This window comes from Streptomyces sp. NPDC050485, assembly GCF_044458185.1.
Classification (GTDB): Bacteria; Actinomycetota; Actinomycetes; order Streptomycetales; family Streptomycetaceae; genus Streptomyces.
Map to the genome: position 1 here is coordinate 168,136 of NZ_JBITHR010000011.1, position 18,516 is coordinate 186,651.

The following is an 18,516-nucleotide window of genomic DNA, read 5'->3' on the forward strand; positions in this document are numbered from 1 at the left end:
CTGAAATTCCTAAGCCGTTGACCGAGTGCTCTGACCGGACCCGGAGGTCGCGTCGCGGTACCAGTACTCGAGGGTCAGCACATGCCACAGATGCTTGGAGAAGTCCCGCTGCCCGGCGGCGTCCTCGGCGACCATCCGCGCCAGCGCGTCGCGGCGCAGGAACCCGGAACGGACGAGCACGCCGTCGTGCACCACCTCGCGCACCAGCGGTGCCAGATCCCGGCTCATCCAGGCGCGCAGCGGGGCGCTGAACAAGCCCTTGGGCCGGTACACGATCTCCCGGGGCAGGATCGAGGTGGCCGCCTCCTTGAGGACGGCCTTGCCCTGTCGTCCGACGATCTTGCGATCGCCGGGCACGGCGAACGCCGCCTTGACCACCTCGACGTCCACGTACGGCACCCGCACCTCGGTCGACGCGGCCATGCTCGCCCGGTCCGTGTACGTGAGGTTCAGGCCCGGCAGGAACATCCGGGCGTCGCCCAGGCACATGCGGTTGACGAAGTCGTCGAGGTCGTTGTCCTGGTAGATGTCCGCGTGCTCGGTCAGCACGTCCTCGACCGTCCCGGCCAGGTCCGGATCGATCAAAGCGAGCAGCTCGTCCTGGTCGTACATCGTGTAGCTGCGCCGGAACGCGGTCTCCTCCGGCAGATCGGCGAAGGAGAGGAACCGCTTCGCGAAGCGCACCGACCGGTACCCCCGGCGGGCCGTGGCGACCGGCAGCCGGTCCACGGCCCTGGACAGGCCGCGCCGCAGGGGCCGCGGGATGCGCTGGTAGCGCAGCGCGATCAGGTTGGCCAGGTGCTTGCGGTACCCGGCGAACAGCTCGTCGGCGCCCATCCCCGAGAGCATCACCTTGACCCCGGCCTCCCGGGCGGCCTCGCAGATCAGGAACGTGTTGATCGCGGCGGGGTCACCGATCGGCTCGTCCAGGTGGTACGTCATCCGCGGCAGCAGGTCGAGCACGTTCGGAGCGATCTCGATCTCATGCAGGTCGACGCCGAACCGCTCGGCAACCCGCCGGGCATAGCGCAGGTCGTCCGGCATCGCCTCGAACTTGGCGTCCTCGGCGCGGAACCCGATCGTGTAGGCGGAGATCCCGGGTTGGTGGCGGGCCGCCAGCGCGGTCAGGTAGCTGGAGTCGAGGCCGCCGGAGAGGAAGGTCGCCACGGGTACGTCGGAGAGCAGGTGCTGCCGGGTCGACTCCTCGACGATGGCGGCCAGGTCCGGCCGCTCGCCGCCCCGGGCCCGCTCCCGGCCCTCGGCGGCGACGTCCTTCAGGTGCCAGAACCGGCCGCGCTCCACCCGGCCGTCGGGCCGGCACCTCAGCCAGCTCCCCGGCGGCAGTTTCTCCGCTTCGCGGAACGCGCACCGTGAGTCCGGCACCCAGTAGTACAGCAGCGAGGCCACCAGCGCCGCATGGTCCACCTGGAGCGACCCGCCGGTGGCGGCGGCGAGCGCCTTGAGCTCGGAGGCGAAGACCAGGCCCGCGCCGCGCCGGAGCAGGAACAGCGGCTTGATGCCCAACTGGTCGCGGGCGAGTACCAGTTCACCGGTTCGCTCGTCGAAGATCCCGAACGCGAACATGCCGCGCAGCCGGGGCAGGCAGTCGGTGCCCCAGCGCCGCCACGCCTCAAGGAGCACCTCGGTGTCGGAGGTACCGCGGAAGCGCACCCCGGCGGCTGCCAGCTCGGCACGCAGCTCGGGCGCGTTGTACAGCTCGCCGTTGTACGTGAGGGCGAGGCCGCCCGAGACCATCGGCTGGGCGCCGGTCTCGGACAGGTCGACGATGGCCAGCCGGCGGTGCCCTAGGTGCACTTCGCCGTCACCGGCGGGGTGGCCGTACCGGCCCGCCCCGTCCGGACCGCGGTGGGCGAGGGTATCGGTGAGCCGGTCGGTCACGACCTTCCCGTCCGGCCATCGGTAAGTGCCTGCGATGCCACACATGTTCTACCGCGCCTCCTGGTCGCTGTCCGGGACCCGTGCGGCCCACATCGGCAGCCGCTCCGTCCGCAGCCGGCCCGTCCCGGTCTGCCGGGACAGCCGCTCGTTGTGGCCGCGCAGCGCGGTGTGCAGCCCGTCCCACAGCGTGCCGTCGGTCCGGTCACGCGGATCGGGGTCGATCAGCACCACACCGAACACCGGAATGCTCAGGTCCGCGAGCTGCCGCGCCACGGTGTGCAGCCATGCGGCGCTGCTGTGCCCGGCACGCACGACGAGCACGGTCTGGCTACCGAGGTACTGGAGGTCGGTCCACGCCGCGCCGGGCGCGACTGAGCCGACACCGAACCGGTACTCCTCGTGCGACACCTCCGCCGCACGCTTGCCGCTGACCACGGTCGGGCCTCCCGGCGTCTGACGGCGGTTGGCGAGCTGCAGGCCGGGCAGACCATCGATGATCACCACTGGCCCGTCCGGTGCCAGTGCCTCGGCGAGGTCCAGGGCGATCACGTTCGTGGTGCGCGCACAGCCCAGTTCCAGCAGCGACACCGGTTCCGCGGAGCCGCGCACGGTGCGGGCCAGGGTCGCGGTGAGCCGTTCGCGCGCCGCCCCAGTCCGTCGGCGCTGCCACAGCCCGGCCGGCCGACGGGGCATGCGGCGCAGCTCCGCGATGACCGAGGCGCCCAGGTTCGCCGCGATCTCCCGGCGCAGCACGGGGCGGTCCGCCACCACCGTGCCGACCGCGGCCACCGCGAGCCCGAGGACGAGCCCGAGGACGAGCCCGATCGCGGCGTCGGTGACAGCGGCCCTGGGCAGGGAGTGCTGCACCGCGTGCGGGGCGTCCACGATCTGCGTGCCGGCGATGAGCTTGGGCGTGCCGGTGCGCGCCTCCGCGGCGCGCTGGTCGAAATCGGCGATCCGCGAGTTGAGCTCGGCCCGGTGGGCGAAGAGCGACTCGATGCTCGCCGACGCTTTCGGGTCGCTCCCCGGCGATCGGTTCCCGATCTCCTTGTTGACCTGGGCGAGTTCGTCCCGCATGCGGTCACGCTGGTCGAGCAGGGCCTTGGCCTCGGCGTTCGCGGTCTCCTGCATCCGTCCCACATGGTCCGCGACGAACGCATCGGCCAGCGCCTTGGCCCGGGCGACCGCTTCCGCGTCGCTGCCACCCGTCACATTGATCTGCAGCAGGTTGTTGGTCACGCCGATACCCCCGTATTCCCGTATGAAGTCCTCTGGTTTTTCGGGGGAGTTGAGGGACTGCAGGGCCTTACTGGCGATCCGTGTGGTCCCCAGCAGCGCGACGTCGGTGCGGATCAGCGTTCCGGGGTCGTTCGGCTGGTCCGCCTGATGCGCGACCAGCACCTTGGTCACCGCGCTCGGCGGCGGTGGCAGCAGGACCGCCACCGCCGCGCCGATCAGCAGCCCAAGGAGCGCCATGGAGCACCAGAGGCGGCGGCGCCTGCGCACCGCCACCACCAGTGCCTGCAGGTCAAGGAGCGGAGCGGCGGCCGACGACTCCGAAGTCGTGCTCGTCGTCACAAAGAACCTCCGCTCGCGTGGCTGCGAACCGCGAGCGCCGGAGTGGCGTTGTCCGGAGGACGGCCGGCAGTCCGCGTCGGACGGGCCAGGACCGGGCCGGCGACGACGATGCCGACGACCTCATGCCCTGCGTCCGCACACGCCTCGGCGATGCCGGCGAGCTCCTCCGCGGTCCAGCTGCCCGCGCTGAGCACGACCAGGGCACCGGACTCGGTGTCGCGGTCCGGCACCATCGGCTGGGACACCGAAACTCCCACCACCCGTAACAGGGGACCGCTCTTGGCCTCGGCGACGAGCTCCCCGGCGGCCCGGCGGGCGATCTCGTCGCCGTCCGGTACGACGACCAGCAGCCGCCGGGGGGCCGGCAGTTGGTCCCGGAGGCGAGCGCACACCCGCCGGTAGCGGATCCGTCTGCCGGCCTCGTCACCGGACATCCGAGGGGTCGGTATGTCCCACCGGGTGTCGACGCCAAGGAGCCGGCGGGCCCAGGCCCGCGGGCCACGGCCTTCTGGCCGGTGCGCGGGCCGTTCAGCAGGTACGTCGACGGTGCCGAGCAGCGCCGAGCCCAGTGCCGCGGCGATCTCCGGTTCAGTACGCAGTCGGCGATTCACCCGTGCTGCGGCGAGATGTCCGATGACCGCGAGCAGGAGGAACAGCAGCGCCCCGGCGACGATGAGCTGCGTCCTCGTCGGCGGTGCCTCGCCGGTAGGCCGGGCTGCCGGCCCCATGACGACCAGGCCGGCCTTGTTGGCCGCCGGGTTGGCCTGGTCCAGTTTCTTCATGGCCTCCTGCAACGCGGTGCGCAGCTTCTCAAGTTCGGTGCGGGCCTGCACGCTCTCCACGGTCTGCCCCGGACCGGCCGCATTGGCCAGGTCGGTGATGCGGCGGTTGGTCTCCGCCACCTTCTGCCGCAGTGCCTCGGGCCCCGTAGCCGTGTCGGGGTCGGTGCTGTCCCCTGTGATCCGCGCGGCGAATGTGACGAATTGCTGGGCCACCTGGTCGGAGAGCCGCTGCGCGCGCTCCGGGGTGTCGGCCGTACCCGAGATCGTGATGATGTTCCCGTCGGCGGCCTTGGCGCTCACTCGATCCAGCAGCTCGCCGCTGACGCCCGTCCAGCGGAGTGCGGCAGCCGCGCGGTCGACCACCGCCGAACTGGACGCGATCTCCGCCTGAGTCAGCAGCGCGCGCTCCTCCCACTGCCCCGGCAGCAGTACCGATGCCGACGCCGTGTAGAGCGGCGGAAACAGCACCGAGGTGCCGTAGCCGACGAGCGCGCCCACCACGGCGAGGATGGCGAGAAGCCGCCAGCGCCGACGGAGAATCCGCCCGATCGTGACCAGACGTATCGTGTCATCGCTCAACGGCGCGGCCTTCTCCCCGTGCGGACCGGGTCGCCCGCCGACACCGGAGTCTGGTCACGGCAGGCAGCGGCGTAGGCGGCGAGCAGCGACGCTTGCGAGTTCCGCCAGGAAAGCTGCCCGCTGATCCGCTCCTGGCCGATCTTGCCCATCCGGGCCCGCGTCTCCGGATCGTCAAGCAGCTGCGCGATGAGCTCGGCGAATTGAGCCTCGTCGTTGGCGGGCGCGTAGACGGCGGCGTCACCGGCGGAGACTCGCGCCTCCCGGAGGTCGAACGAGACGATCGGTCGGCCCATCGCCATGTACTCCAGGACCTTGTTCATGGTCGACACGTCGTTGAGCGGATTGCGCGGGTCGGGGGAAAGGCACACGTCCGCGGTGGACAGGTAGCGCACCAGATCGGCGTCCGGAATGCGCCCGGTGAACTGCACCTGCTCACAGAGCCCGAGCCGCCGGGACAGCTCCACCATCGCGTCGAAGGCGTCGCCGGCGCCGATGAACACCGCATGCCAGTCGGTCCGCCCGAGCTCGTCGCGCATCTTCGCAAGGGCCCGCAAGGCGTAGTCGACACCGTCCTGAGGGCCCATGACGCCGAGGTAGCACAGCAGATGAGGCTTGCCGCGCTTCAACTCCGGCTCGGGCGGCACCGGTTGGAACCGGTCGGTCTGGGGCGCGCTGCGCACCACGAAAACGTCCGCCGACCGCCGACCGCCACGGCGCATCGCGACGTCCCGGTAGCTCTCGTTCGTGGCGAGCACGACGTCCGCGGCCCGGTAGGTCAGCCGTTCCAGCGCGCACACGGCGCGGTAGAGCAGATCTTCGCCGCGGTCGAACCGGGAGAGGTACAGCTCGGGTACCAGGTCGTGCTGGTCGAAGACGAACCGCGCGCCGCGCCGCTTCAGCCACAGTGCCGGCAGGAACAGCAGGTCGGGCGGGTTGCAGGCGTGGACCACGTCGACCGGTCCGACCTTGCGGGCCAGCCGGGCCGTATGCCACAACGCCGATCCGTACTCGCGCAGGTAGCCGGCCGGCCCTCCGGTGGCCGCGCGCAACGGGTAGCGGTGGATCCGCACCCCGTCGATCTCTGCCTCCGGCTCCGTGTCCCGCGTACGCCCCCGGGGACAGATGACGTGCACCTTCCAGCCCGCGTCGCGCAGCGTCGTGCACTCCTGCCACACCCGCCGGTCGAACGGCACCGACAGGTTCTCCACCAGGATCAGCGCGCGCCGGCCCGGCCGGTCGCCGCTGGCCGTGTCATCAAACGATGTGTCACCAGACAAGGCCCACGTACCCCGGCTCGGCCCGGCGCGCCTCGGCGTCGGGAATGCGGACGAGGTCGATGAGCACCGTGCCGTTGCCATGGGGGAGCGCCGACAGCACAGCAGGATCCCTGGTCCCGACCAGGCACACCTCGGCGTGCTCGAGCACCTCGCCGACGGAGTCCACGAGCAACTGCGCGATGTGCGGCAGCCGGGTCTCGATGTACTCGCGGTTCGCACCGAGCAGTCGGGACAAGTTCACGTTGGCGTCGTAGATCCGCAGGTCGTAACCCTTGCCGATGAGCCTCTCCGCCAGCTCGACGAGCGGGCTCTCGCGGAGGTCGTCGGTGCCGGGTTTGAAGGACAACCCGAACAGGCCCGCCCGGCGCTTGCCGGTGCGCTCGACCAGCTCCACCGCGCGCTGCAGATGGTCGGAGTTGGAGGGCAGCACGTGGGCGAGGATGGGCACCGAGACGTCGGCCCGCTGCGCCGCGTGGACCAGGCTGCGCAGGTCCTTGGGCAGGCAGGAGCCACCGAACGCGAAGCCGGGCCGCAGATAGGCGGGGCTGATGTTCAGCTTGCGGTCGGCCAGGAACACGTCGATCACCTGGTGCGAGTCCACCCCGAGCGCCTGGCACACCGCGCCCAGCTCGTTCGCGAAGCCGATCTTGAGGCCGTGGAACGCGTTGTCGGCATATTTGATCGCCTCGGCCGTCGGGACCGGCACCCGGAACACCTCGCCGGGCAAGCCGTCGTACAGCGCCGCCACCACGTCGCCGCTTGCCGGGTCGAGCTCGCCGATGACGGTCTTGGGCGGGTCGAAGAAGTCCCGCACGCTCGTGCCCTCGCGCAGGAACTCCGGGTTGACCGCGACCCCGAAGTCCACCCCGGCCGTGCCGCCGACGTGCTTCTCCAGGATCGGTACCAGCAGGTTCAGGCAGGTGCCCGGGAGCATGGTGCTGCGGAACACGATCGTCTGCCGCCCACCTCGCTCGGCCACCGCGGCGCCGATCTGCTCGGTGACCCGCTCCAGGTACGTGGTGCACAGGCTGCCGTTGGGCTCCGACGGTGTGCCCACGCAGACCAGCGACACCTCGCTGCCCATGATCGCCTCGTGTACGTCGCCGGTGGCGCGCAGCGCTCCGGTCCGCACGGCCTCGGCGATGAGCTCGCCGATCCGCTCCTCGACCACCGGGGCCTTGCCGTCGTTGACCAGGCCGACCTTCGCCTGGTTCACGTCCACCCCGATGACCTCGTGACCCAGGCTGGCCAGGCACGCGGCCGACACGCAGCCCACGTAGCCGAGCCCGAAAACGCTGACTCTCATGATCCGTCCCTCCCCCCAGGCAGGCCCTCCCGGCCTGCGGTCCGCGCGCCTGTCGGACGACGCCCCCCGTGCATCAGTAGGCCCCGTGCCCATAGAGCACCGCACGCAGCGTCTTCCACAAGATCACTGTGTCCAGGGCGAGCGACCAGTCCTCCACGTACCGCAGGTCAAGGCGGACCGCCTCCTCCCACGGCAGGTCGCTGCGTCCGCTGATCTGCCACAGGCCGGTGAGCCCGGGCTTGACAAGCAGCCGCCGCCGGATGTCCGGGCCGTACGCAGCGGACTCCTCCGGCAGCGGAGGCCGCGGGCCGACGAGCGACATCGAGCCGGTGAGCACGTTGAAAAGCTGCGGGAGCTCGTCGATCGAGTACCGGCGCAGCACCGCTCCCACCCGGGTCAGCCGCGGATCTTGGCGGAGCTTGAACAGCAGGCCGGCGCCCTCGTTGCGGTCGGCCAGCTCGGCACGTGCCCTGTCGGCCCCGGCGACCATGGTGCGGAACTTGAGAATGGTGAACTCGCGGCCGTCCTTGCCGACCCTGCGCTGGCGATACAACGCCCCACCCCGGCTGTCCACCAGCACGAGCAGCCCGACAAGCACCATCAGCGGCGCGAACAGCATCAGCAGGACCGCCGCGCCCATCCGGTCGACGACCTCTTTGACCGCCCGGCGGCCCCCGGTGAAGGTCGGCATGCTGACCCGCAGCAGCGGGATCCCGAGCACCGCATCGACGTGCAGCCGCGGGCCGGCCACCTCCATCAGCACGGGGGCCACGATCATCTCGGCGTCGCTGCCTTCGAGGTTCCAAGCCAGCCGCTGCAGCCGGTCCGGTGACCAGTGCGGGTCCGGTGTGACCGCGACGACACGGTAGCCGTCGCGGCGGACGTGGCCCGCGACGTCCGCCAGTCGGCCGACGACCGACACTCCGTCCAGTTGGTCACCGTCGAGCCCGAGACCGTCCGTCGTGCACACCGCATCCACCCGCCAGCCGAGGTGCGGGAACTTGCGGGTTCGGGTGATCAGGTCGCGCACGGTGGCCGGGCTCCCGGCAGCGAGCACCGGTCGCAGGCACCGTCCTTCCTTCCGCTGTTTGTGCAGCCAGAGGCGCAGCAGATACCGCATGGTCATGGTGATGAACGCGATTGCGGGGATCGCGACGAAGATCCAGAGCTTGATGTTGCGCGAGGTGAGGGCGATCCCGCCGAGCGCCAGTACGACGGCCGTCGCGAACAGTGAGCGTCCGAGCCGGCGGAATTCCTCGGCGCCCTGGCCGAGCACGGCCGGAGCCCACGCCCGGCTCACCGCAAGTGCTCCCAGCACCAGCAGCTCGGTGCCGAATGCGAGAATTCCCCACTTCTCATGCCAGTTGGCCGCGTCCCGGGCCCCGAAGAAGATGCCGATCGCCGCCACCACGAAGGCGGTGGCAAGGGAATCGCTGGTGATCACCGTACGGCGGTACCGCTGCTCCCAGTCGATCGCAGGCTGGCTGATTGCCCCGTTCGCCAGACGTCTTCGCGCCGACGGAAACGGGCTGACTAATTCCCCATGCCGCACAGGACCCCCCAGGTCACCGGTGGTTCGACGTGTTCGCCCAACACTGTTCCTCCCCCCGGGAGGCCCCCGCCCCCCCGCACTGTTCACCCCTCAGGAGGCCCCCGCCCCCCCCGCGCATGACATCCCGGCTATTTCAGTGCTACTTGAACAACCCACCCTGGTGGCAGCGGACTTGCATGTCCTGCCAGGCCCTCGAGGTGCGCGGGAATCCATCGAAACCCCGAGTGCTCCCCGCACCCAAGGCCCCTCTCGGGCTCCAAGAATTGATCACCCCCGCGTTTGGCGCCGGGGACGCGACTGCTGGCTGTCCGTAGCGCCGAACCTATAGATCATCATTGGTCGCCTCGTGCCCGAGCGGCTGAAGCACGCACAATCTAGACCCTCGGAGCCAATATGTGGAGGGGATGTGCGTGATGTGTGTTCAGCTTTGAGACATCGGTGACCGCTTACAGGTGCCTTGGCGCCTCCGCGAGCTCCGGCAGCTCGCCCGGCTCCAGGGCGCGGCTTCTGCGCGGTAGTGATCGGCGAGCTGCGGCGGGCCTTCGAAGTGCGGGGGCAAGGCTGATCAATATTTGTGACGCTCAGTTGACGCTCATCGACTCGTAGAGCCTGGCTGGAAGGCACGAAAAACAGGGCCTGAAATCGGGGTTTATCCCGCAGGGATCTCTGGTGGGCTGCGCCCAACCTCGGCTGCCGGGTTGCGGCGCCTTCGGCGGACTGCTGATGAAGCGGGCTGCGCGCAGCGGGCCCGCTGGTACAGGTGGCCTACTCGATCACGGGGCGCTGCGGCGTTCGAGCAGGACGACTCGCACCGGCGACCGTGGTGGCGGCCGATGCGTTCACGGGTTCCGAGGATGCGGGAGCCGAGTACCGGCGTGTCGCTTGGGAGGACGCGGCCTCCGCTCGTGTGTGGTGGTTACCGCGCGTCGCGAGGGCTGCGAGGTAGCCCGCGCCGTCGAGGTCGAACTGCCCCGTGAAAGAGCTCGCTGTCCTCCATCGCGGTGTCAACGCCGCCGACCACGACGATGTCGCGGCCTCGGAAGAAGAACCCGTCGCAGGTGGCGCACCAGGACACGTTGCGGTCCGAAAGCCGGCCCAGCATCGGCCCCCCTCATCGGCGTCGGCCGCCCGGCCCGCGACGCTCGGGGGCGCACGGCTACTCCGAAGTGCTGTACGCGTTCACGTCGGCGGCGAACAACAACGGGTCGGCGTTCGCCGGGATCAGCGTCAACACCGAGTGGTACAACACCGCACTCGGCCTCGCGATGCTCTTCGGCCGCTTCCTTCCCATGGTCTTCGTCCTCGCGCTGGCCGGCTCGTTGGCCAAGCAGCAGTCCGTACCCGTCCATTCGGGCACCCTGCCGACGCACCGGCCGCAGTTCGTCGGCCTGCTGACCGGCGTGATCCTGATCGTCGTCGGCCCCACGTACTTCCCCGCGCTCTCCCTCGGCCCGCTCGCGGAAGGTCTGCACTGATGTCCCTCACCACCGACAGGCCTCCGGCCCCCGAGGCCAAGACCCAGCCGCACCGGATATCCGGCGGTCTCCTGGAACCCAAACAGCTGCTCGTCTCGATACCGGACGCGCTCCGCAAGCTCGACCCCCGGATGCTGGCCAGGAACCCGGTGATGTTCGTGGTCGGCGTCGGCGCGGTCCTCACCACCGCCTCCGCCGTGAGGGACCCGTCCGTGTTCGCCTGGGTCATCACGGCCTGGCTCTGGCTCACCGCCGTCTTCGCGAACCTGGCGGAGGCCGTCGCGGAGGGCCGGGGCAAGGCACAGGCAGAGACTCTGCGGCGTACGCGGACCGAAACGGTGGCGCGACGGCTGGAGAGGTGGTGTCCCGGCACCGTCGACGTCATCGAACAGCCCTGCCCCGCAGCCCAGTTGACGCTCGGCGATCACGTGGTGGTCGAGGCCGGGCAGATCATCCCCGGCGACGGTGATGTAGTCGAAGGCATCGCGTCCGTCGACGAATCGGCAATCACCGGGGAGTCCCCGCCGGTCATCCGCGAGTCGGGCGGCGACCGCAGCGCGGTCACCGGAGGCACGAAGGTGCTCTCGGACCGGGTCGTCGTCAAGATCACCTCCAAACCCGGTGAGACCTTCATCGACCGGATGATCGCCCTGGTCGAAGGGGCCTCGCGACAGAAGACCCCGAACGAGATCGCCCTCAACATCCTGCTGGCCTCACTGATGATCGTCTTTCTCCTCGCGGTCGTCACCCTCCAGCCGCTGGCCATGTTCGCGCACGCCGAGCAGTCGATCGTCGTGCTGGTCGCCCTGGTGGTGGCGCTCATCCCGACCACCATCGGCGCACTGCTCTCCGCGATCGGCATCGCCGGCATGGACCGGCTCGTGCAGCGCAACGTACTGGCCATGTCCGGCAGGGCAGTTGAGGCGGCCGGTGACGTCAACACCCTGCTGCTCGACAAGACCGGCACCATCACCCTGGGCAACCGGCAGGCCGCCGAGTTCCTGCCGGTCGACGGCGTCGAGATCACCTCGCTCGCCGACGCCGCCCAGCTCTCCTCGCTGTCCGACGAGACTCCCGAGGGCCGCTCCATCGTCGCGCTCGCCAAGGAGCGGTACGGGCTGCGCGGCCGGGCCGAAAGGGAGCTCGACGGTGCCGAGTTCGTGCCCTTCACCGCGCAGACCAGGATGAGCGGCGTCGACCTCGGCGGTCTTGAGGACGGCCGCTGGCTGCGCAAGGGGGCCGCCACAGCCGTCATGAAGTGGGTGCGTGACAACGGCGGCCATCCGACGGACGAGGTCGGCTCACTCGTCGACTCCATCGCGGCGAGCGGCGGAACCCCCTTGGTCGTCGGCGAGGTGACGCGCAACGCGGGCACCGCGACCGCCCGGGTCCTCGGCGTCATCCACCTCAAGGACGTCGTCAAGGACGGCATCCGCGAGCGGTTCGACGAGCTGCGCCGCACTGGCATCCGCACCGTCATGATCACCGGCGACAACCCGGTGACCGCCGCCGCCATCGCCCGGGAGGCCGGTGTCGACGACTTCCTCGCCGAGGCCACTCCCGAGGACAAGATGGCGCTGATCAAGAAGGAGCAGGCGGGCGGCAAGCTGGTCGCGATGACCGGTGACGGCACCAACGACGCCCCCGCGCTCGCACAGGCGGACGTCGGTGTGGCGATGAACACCGGGACCTCGGCCGCCAAGGAGGCCGGGAACATGGTGGATCTCGACTCGAACCCGACCAAGCTGATCGAGATCGTCGAGATCGGCAAGCAACTCCTCATCACCCGGGGCGCGTTGACCACCTTCTCGATCGCCAACGACGTCGCGAAGTACTTCGCGATCATCCCGGCGATGTTCGCGGTGGCCTACCCGGGGCTCGACCGGCTGAACATCATGAAGCTGTACAGCCCGACATCGGCCATCGCCTCGGCGATCATCTTCAACGCGCTGATCATCGTGGCCCTGATCCCGCTGGCCCTGCGCGGCGTGCGCTACCGACCGGCCTCCGCGGCGTCGCTGCTCAGCCGCAACATCTGGGTGTACGGGCTCGGCGGGCTCCTCCTGCCCTTCCTGGGCATCAAACTCATCGACCTGGTCGTCCAGTTCATCCCCGGACTGCGCTGACCGACGGAAGCAGGTGTCATCCATGCTCAAGTCCCTTGCGGGCGCAGTCCGTCAGCACCTGTCCGCGCTGCGCATCCTGCTCGTCATGACGGTGGTCTGCGGACTCGTCTACCCGCTCGCCGTCACCGGCGTCGCCCAAGCCTCCTTCTCCCACCAGGCCAACGGCTCGCAGGTGCAGCACAACGGAAGGGTCGTCGGCTCCAGCCTCCTCGGCCAGAACTTCAACCTGCCGAAGAAGAACCTGGACGATCCCAAGGAAGAGGCGCAGCCGGACCCCAAGTGGTTCCAGCCCCGGCCCTCCGCCGGGAGCTACGACCCCAAGGCGTCCGGCGCCTCCAACCTCGGCCCCAACAGCGACGACTTGGTCAAGGCCATCGAGGAGCGCCGGAAGTCGGTCGCCGCCTTCGACGGGGTACGCCCCGACCAGGTGCCCGTGGACGCGGTGACCGCCAGCGCTTCCGGCCTCGATCCGCACATCTCACCGACGTACGCCTACGAGCAGGTCGCGCGGGTTGCCAGGGCCCGAGGGCTGTCCCAGGAGCGGGTGAGCAAACTGGTCACCGACCACGACCAGGCCCGGATTCTCGGCTTCCTGGGGGAGGAGCGTGTCAACGTCGTCGAGCTGAACCGCGATCTGGCCGCCCTCGCCCGTTGACGCATGTCCGCGGCCCGGCGGTCATCCCGCCGGGCCGCACCGTCCTCGACGCCGCCGCTACCCGTGCCCATGGCTCCGGCGGGCGGCCGGGCTAATCCATGCCCTGTTGTTCCAGGGGCAGGCCACGCCCCGAGGCACCCGCGGCTGCCTCGGCGGCGGGGGCCGGCCCGTCCGGTGTCGCGAACTGCCGGGCCGCACGGTCGAAGTAGCGCAGCAGCTCAACAGGGAACGGCATGACGAGTGTGGAGTTCTTCTCGGCCGCCACCTCGACGACCGTCTGCAGCAGGCGCAGCTGCATCGCCTCCGGCGTATCGGCCATGATCCGCGAGGCGTTGGCGAGTTGCTGGGCCGCCTGGAACTCGCCGTCCGCCGTGATCACGCGCGCCCGCCGCTCGCGCTCCGCCTCGGCCTGCCGGGACATCGATCGCTTCAGCGACTCGGGCAGCTGTACGTCCTTGATCTCGACCCGGTCGATGTGCACGCCCCAGCCGGCCGCCGGGCTGTCGATCATCAACGCCAGCCCTTCGTGGAGCCGTTCGCGGTCGGAGAGCAGGTCGTCGAGGTCGCTCTTGCCGATGATCGAACGCAGCGAGGACTGGGCGACCTGGCCCACCGCGAAGACGTAGTCCTGCACCTCGATCGTGGCCCGCACCGGGTCGGTGACCTTGAAGTAGACGACCGCGTCGACCTTCACTGACACGTTGTCCCGGGTGATGCCCTCCTGCGTAGGCACGGGCAGTGTCACCACCTGCACGTTCACCTTCTTCATCCGGTCCGCGAACGGGATGAGGAAAGTGACTCCGGGGTGGCGGAACTGCGGCAGCGCCTTGCCGAGGCGGAACACCACCCCGCGGTCCACCTGATTGACGACCCGCGTCCCGCTGCGCAGCACCAGCAGGACGAAGGCGACGACGATGACGGTTGTGACGACTGTGCCGTTCATGGCAACTGACCCCCCTGTGAAGCGAATCCGATACCGATGAGGACAGCGGTGGGGCGTCAGCGGATGCGCGCTGTGCGTCAGGAGAGAGTCAAGGTTGGCCCGAGCGGTCCGCTGGAGCAGACTGACGATCGGTCAGTAACGCGTCAGTATGGGGACCTCTGCGGTGTTGCCCTCGCCGTGTTGCGAGAGCAGTTCCATTACCGCGTCCCGGGAGCGGAGCGTGCCGCGTTCGTGGGAGTGGCGGACGCCTGATTCCAGCAGTTGACGCAACAGCGGGCTGCCGACCAGGGCACGCGGGTCGAGTTCCACCCGGCCGCCGTAGGAATCCCGCAGCACGAGACGAGCCCACACCTTTCAGTTCAGGTGCGATCCGAGCCCCGATGACGGCCGACAGCCGCCTCCCAGGTCGACTGAGGCGATGCCTTGGGGCCGGCATGGTCTTCGGGGGAGCGGATGCTTCGTGGCCACATGGGGTTGACGCTGACGACCTCGGGAGGAATTGAGCTCGATCCTGTCCGACGGGTCGGGTGACAGGAAATTGGCGGATCGTTCCGCTTGTCGCGGGACAGTGGGCGCTGGAGTCGACGCACCTCGCGGCGGCGGGCGAAATCCGGCCCGGAGCCACCAACACGACCGCCTACAATGGTGGACTTGGCCAGACCTGAAGGTCGGCGACTGCCACCAGACCGGCGGCTGGCTCCGCCTGTACGCGGACGGCAAGCTCACCTTCAGCGCACGCACCTGGAGCGACCACACCTTCAGCGGCGACATCTGGCACGCACGCTTCCAGCTGAAGAACTCCCCGGGCCAGACCCTGTTCACCACCGGCACCTACGACAGCCCCACGATGTGGGCGAGCAAACAGGTCGACTGGACAGCCAACGGCACCTTCGAACCCAGCGTCTACGCCGCCACCACCGCAGTAACCCAGTGGGCCTCATGCTGAGCCAACGAGCTTGAGGGAAATACGAGCGAGCCGGGTCGGGCCGTGACCTGAGAAAGGCCGCACGGGCTGGGCGAGTTGTGAAGCTGACCTGGGCCCGTGCGACCTGCTCCCATCCTGCCCTGTCCGGTGTCTCCCGTGCACATTTCGGCCTGTTGCTCGAAGAGCTCGCTCATCCGTGGGAGGCCGCCCGGGAGTCCGTGCTGCATGCCGAGCGCGGCGGACTCCGGCGGCGGGCCGTCGGGGCCGGACGCAAGCCGAAGCTGGTCTGCGGCGAGCGGCTGCTGGTCACCCTGGTCCATCTGCGGCACGGGCTGCCGCACGTTGTCCTGGCCGAGTTCTTCGACGTGGCCCGCTCCACCGTGTCGGCTGCGATCCGCCAGGTCCGTCCCCTGCTCGCGGCCCGGGGCTTCGCCGTTCCCGACCGGCCCGGGCTGCGGCTCAAGACGTTAGAGGACGTCTTCGCCTATGCCGAGGCCGAGAGGGTCGAGCTGCGGCTGGACGGGGCGGAGACCCAGGTCCGTCGCCCGCAAGCGGGCCCGGCCGCTGGGAGTTCGTCTCGGGCAAGCGCAGGCAGAACACGTCGCCTGCGGTGTCGACCTCAACCCGGTGTTCGTCTCCATGGCCGGCACCCACGCACGGTGACGGGGATCATCGCAGTGTCGTGGCTGTGGCCTGCGGCGCGGGTGACGGCTGCCGCCAAAGCCGTGAGCGTGTACGCGTTGATGCTGATCAGGCTCCAGCGCATCCAGGAGTTCCAGCGGGTCACCTGGCACTGGTCGAGGCCGAAGGCCGCGGCCTTCGCAGTCTCGAAGTCCTCCTCGATCCGCCACCTGCTGCAGACCACGTGCACCAGCATCGCCAGGGTGACGGGACGGTTGGAGTGGCAGTGGTAGTAGGAGAGTTCGCCGGTGTAGCGGTGGCGACGGATGAGGATCGCCGACTCACCTTGGTCCGGATAGGCGCTGGTGGGGGCATCGTCGCCCCTTACTCTGAGGTAGACCCAGTCGTAGTGCCGGTCGCCCTTGGTGCCCGACCCGGTGCGCAGACGCTGCCAGGCTGTCCTTGGCACCTTCTTCACCAGGGCGGCGACCGCGACACGACTTCCGTCGTCGATGGTGACGGTGTGGCTGCTCCGCACACCGACGGCGTAGTCGTAGCCGAGCTCGCGCAGACGGCGCCGCAGCCCGCGTCCGCCGTAGACCTCGTCCGCGGCCACCCAGCGGGCCCGGCAGCCGAGTTCACGCAGCCGGGCCGGCATCAGGCCAGCCAGTTCGAGTTTGGTGGCGAAGGCCGTCCCGTCGGGAACGCCGGCCAGTTCGCGGCGCTCGTCATCGGCGGCCCAGGCCGCGGGAAGGTACAACTCGCGGTCGAGCAGGGCATGCCCCTGGGAGGTGGCCAGGGACAGGTGCACGGCGACCTGGCACAGACCCATCCCGCCGAGGGCACCGGAGTATTGGCGGGCGGCACCGACAGCATCGGCAGAGGACTTCGCATCCTCAAAGGCTGAGGAATACGCACCTCCCGATTACGCGAGGTTCGCCGGTCTTCGCTGCTCGTTGTCATAGGCGTTCGCCGTCCGGGAGTTCCTTCTTCGCGTCCGTGACGGCCCGTTCGACCACGGTTGTCTGGCCCACCACGGTGCCCGGCTTCAGGCCGTCCTCCTCCTTCACCAGGACTTGGCGCTGGCCCAGGTAGGTGTAGGTGTCCTTGTCGAAGATCCACTCGTGTCGGGTGGACCCCTGGGTGAAGGCGATGGCGATGCCCTGGCGGCCGTCCGCGTCGGTGGCCTTCGGGACGAGTTCGACCCCGGGGATCTGGGCCGCGACCTTGTAGAGGGCGGCACTGGTGGCGGAGGGCGCGATCTGCTCGGACAGGAGACTGTTGATCTCCTTGAACGCCATCCAGTCGTCGTCGTGGTTGCCCCGCTTCCCGCCCTGGTAGAGCCGCTTCAGCAGGGCGTCGGGGTCGGTGGGGAGGGACTTCATGCTGTTGTAGGAGTGGCGCTTGTCGCCGGAGGTGTGGGGCCCGTCGTCGAGGTCCGTGCCGTTGGGGTCCACGTCGCTGAGGGCGCCGCCTGGTTCGTACAGGAATCCCTTCTTCCCGTCAGGGGACATCCAGATCTGGCGGGTGTGCAGGGGGGTGATCCAGACGTCCATCTTCCCCGTGGCGGGGTTGCTGTCGCCCCGTTGGAAGGAGACCTTGCTCTTGATGTAGATGAACTGGTCCTGCCGTGGTGTGAGGGAGGGCTGTGCCGCCGCAGCCAGCACGATGCGGTCGACGGTCGCGGAGAGGTTCTCAGTGGTGCCGGGTATGAGCGGCATCCACTGGGGCTTCTCCCGCGGGCCGGCGTCCCGGTGGCCGCCGGCCCGTATCCCGTCGCCGGACGCCCCGCCCAGCTGCAGGGACCCGGGCACGATCACACCGGCAGCCAGCACAGCGGCCACCGGGACGCCGATCAGGGCCGTGCGCCGCAGGCTGGCGCGCCGCATGGCGGCAGGCGCGGAAGCGCGCCGGATTTCACTCTCCAGGTGCCCGGCGAGCGCGGTATGCCGGTCCTGCGGCATCTGCGGGTCGCCCGGCGCCGGAATCAACAGGTCGAACTCGGAGGCATGGAGCGGCTCGTGCCGCCCCCAGGGCATGCGCGTCATCGGTTCCGCTCCTTCTTCGGCCGGGCTGTACGGGGGTCTTCGCAGAGCCCTGCAAGATCTTGGGCTGCTGCTTCGGCGCCCTTCCACAGTTCACGTTCGGCGAGGTTGCGCAGCCGGGTCCGCGCCCGGGACAGCCGGGACCGCACGGTGCCCACCGGTACGCCCAGGGCCTCGGCTGCCTCTGGGTAGGTCAGCCCGGACCAGACGCACAGGGTGACCACCTCGCGTTCGCAGCGGCGGAGTTTGCCCAGGGCCCGCTGGGCCGCCGCGAGCTGCTCCGCGTCGGCCATGCGGCCCACCAACTCGTCCGTGAAGTCCGGCACGGTAGTGCGCACCGGGACGCGAGCCATCGCCGCTCTATGCCGACGGGCCGCGCGCGAAACATTGCGCAGGACGTTCACGGCGATGCCCATCAGCCAGGGTCTGGGGCTCTCACCCTCGTCGCGCAGGCGCTCACGCAGCCGCCACGCCTCCAGGAACGTCAGCGAGACGACGTCCTCCGCCAACGCCCAGTCGCCCGTGACACGCACGGCATGCCGGTAGACCAGCTGCGCGTGCTCGTCGAAGAGCTCCCGGAACGCCCCGGGGTCGCCGTCGCGTATGCGGTCGTATATCGAATGGTTCACGCTCAGAGTTGTCCGCTCACTGTCGGGCGTTCCAGTGACCTGCGTCACGTGTGGGATCCCGGCCGAAAGGACCTCGCCAGCGTGTCCTTACCAAGCGGTCTTGTCGCGCGCATCCCCATGAGCA

The 18,516-nt window shown here is 69.7% G+C and carries 13 protein-coding genes and 4 pseudogenes; 5 read left to right on the forward strand and 12 right to left on the reverse strand.

Annotation, left to right across the window (positions count from 1 at the left end):
- Nucleotides 1-9 precede the first annotated feature (9 nt).
- The 7 genes and pseudogenes from asnB to ACIBK6_RS23110 all read right to left on the reverse strand — a co-directional run.
- Nucleotides 10-1,944 carry an asparagine synthase (glutamine-hydrolyzing) gene (gene asnB / locus ACIBK6_RS23080; RefSeq protein ID WP_399053189.1) on the reverse strand — a complete coding sequence of 645 codons (1,935 nt, stop codon included), beginning with the start codon at nucleotides 1,942-1,944 and terminating at the stop codon, nucleotides 10-12.
- A 3-nt stretch (nucleotides 1,945-1,947) separates the two neighbouring features.
- The gene (locus ACIBK6_RS23085; RefSeq protein ID WP_399053190.1) at nucleotides 1,948-3,477 is read right to left on the reverse strand and encodes a Wzz/FepE/Etk N-terminal domain-containing protein; all 1,530 of its coding nucleotides are present in this window, start codon (nucleotides 3,475-3,477) and stop codon (nucleotides 1,948-1,950) included.
- Entirely contained in the window at nucleotides 3,474-4,838 is a 1,365-nt protein-coding gene (locus ACIBK6_RS23090) for a Wzz/FepE/Etk N-terminal domain-containing protein (protein ID WP_399053192.1), read from the reverse strand. Before ACIBK6_RS23090 ends, ACIBK6_RS23085 begins: the two co-directional genes overlap by 4 nt.
- Nucleotides 4,835-6,115 (reverse strand): glycosyltransferase family 4 protein, encoded by a 1,281-nt coding sequence (locus ACIBK6_RS23095; protein ID WP_399053193.1) that lies wholly within the window; start codon nucleotides 6,113-6,115, stop codon nucleotides 4,835-4,837. The genes ACIBK6_RS23090 and ACIBK6_RS23095 overlap by 4 nt, the downstream gene beginning before the upstream one ends.
- The gene (locus tag ACIBK6_RS23100) at nucleotides 6,105-7,421 is read right to left on the reverse strand and encodes a nucleotide sugar dehydrogenase (protein ID WP_399053194.1); all 1,317 of its coding nucleotides are present in this window, start codon (nucleotides 7,419-7,421) and stop codon (nucleotides 6,105-6,107) included. The genes ACIBK6_RS23095 and ACIBK6_RS23100 overlap by 11 nt, the downstream gene beginning before the upstream one ends.
- 73 nt (nucleotides 7,422-7,494) lie before the next feature.
- Nucleotides 7,495-8,973 carry a sugar transferase gene (locus ACIBK6_RS23105; RefSeq protein ID WP_399053195.1) on the reverse strand — a complete coding sequence of 493 codons (1,479 nt, stop codon included), beginning with the start codon at nucleotides 8,971-8,973 and terminating at the stop codon, nucleotides 7,495-7,497.
- Nucleotides 8,974-9,958: 985 nt separating this feature from the next.
- Nucleotides 9,959-10,063, reverse strand: a pseudogene (locus ACIBK6_RS23110) (thioredoxin-disulfide reductase); the annotation flags it as partial.
- A 52-nt stretch (nucleotides 10,064-10,115) separates the two neighbouring features.
- Between ACIBK6_RS23110 and ACIBK6_RS23115 the strand changes: the two are divergent.
- From ACIBK6_RS23115 to kdpC, 3 genes and pseudogenes are all read left to right on the forward strand, one after another.
- A pseudogene (locus ACIBK6_RS23115) lies at nucleotides 10,116-10,448 on the forward strand (potassium-transporting ATPase subunit KdpA); the annotation flags it as partial.
- Nucleotides 10,448-12,574: a potassium-transporting ATPase subunit KdpB gene (gene kdpB / locus ACIBK6_RS23120; protein WP_399053196.1), complete on the forward strand. Its 2,127-nt coding sequence runs from the start codon at nucleotides 10,448-10,450 to the stop codon at nucleotides 12,572-12,574. The pseudogene ACIBK6_RS23115 and the gene kdpB, both read left to right, overlap by 1 nt.
- 22 nt (nucleotides 12,575-12,596) lie before the next feature.
- Nucleotides 12,597-13,229: a potassium-transporting ATPase subunit KdpC gene (gene kdpC, locus ACIBK6_RS23125; protein ID WP_399053197.1), complete on the forward strand. Its 633-nt coding sequence runs from the start codon at nucleotides 12,597-12,599 to the stop codon at nucleotides 13,227-13,229.
- 91 nt (nucleotides 13,230-13,320) lie between these two features.
- Here the strand turns inward: kdpC and ACIBK6_RS23130 are convergent, their stop codons facing one another.
- Nucleotides 13,321-14,172 (reverse strand): slipin family protein, encoded by an 852-nt coding sequence (locus tag ACIBK6_RS23130; protein WP_399053198.1) that lies wholly within the window; start codon nucleotides 14,170-14,172, stop codon nucleotides 13,321-13,323.
- Nucleotides 14,173-14,304: 132 nt separating this feature from the next.
- Nucleotides 14,305-14,508 carry a hypothetical protein gene (locus tag ACIBK6_RS23135; protein ID WP_399053199.1) on the reverse strand — a complete coding sequence of 68 codons (204 nt, stop codon included), beginning with the start codon at nucleotides 14,506-14,508 and terminating at the stop codon, nucleotides 14,305-14,307.
- Between the two features lie 232 nt (nucleotides 14,509-14,740).
- On the opposite strand from ACIBK6_RS23135, the gene ACIBK6_RS23140 reads away from it, so the two are divergent.
- Together ACIBK6_RS23140 and ACIBK6_RS23145 are read left to right on the forward strand one after the other, a co-directional pair.
- Nucleotides 14,741-15,118 (forward strand): DUF6294 family protein, encoded by a 378-nt coding sequence (locus ACIBK6_RS23140; protein WP_399053200.1) that lies wholly within the window; start codon nucleotides 14,741-14,743, stop codon nucleotides 15,116-15,118.
- A 197-nt stretch (nucleotides 15,119-15,315) separates the two neighbouring features.
- A pseudogene (locus ACIBK6_RS23145) lies at nucleotides 15,316-15,465 on the forward strand (transposase family protein); the annotation flags it as partial.
- Between the two features lie 251 nt (nucleotides 15,466-15,716).
- On the opposite strand, the pseudogene ACIBK6_RS23150 reads toward ACIBK6_RS23145, so the two are convergent.
- The 3 genes and pseudogenes from ACIBK6_RS23150 to ACIBK6_RS23160 all read right to left on the reverse strand — a co-directional run.
- Nucleotides 15,717-16,595: pseudogene (locus ACIBK6_RS23150) on the reverse strand (IS701 family transposase); the annotation flags it as partial.
- A gap of 82 nt (nucleotides 16,596-16,677) precedes the next feature.
- The gene (locus tag ACIBK6_RS23155) at nucleotides 16,678-17,766 is read right to left on the reverse strand and encodes a CU044_5270 family protein (RefSeq protein WP_399053201.1); all 1,089 of its coding nucleotides are present in this window, start codon (nucleotides 17,764-17,766) and stop codon (nucleotides 16,678-16,680) included.
- Complete coding sequence (locus ACIBK6_RS23160) at nucleotides 17,763-18,392, reverse strand: RNA polymerase sigma factor (protein ID WP_399053202.1); 630 nt, start codon at nucleotides 18,390-18,392, stop codon at nucleotides 17,763-17,765. Before ACIBK6_RS23160 ends, ACIBK6_RS23155 begins: the two co-directional genes overlap by 4 nt.
- Nucleotides 18,393-18,516 lie beyond the last annotated feature (124 nt).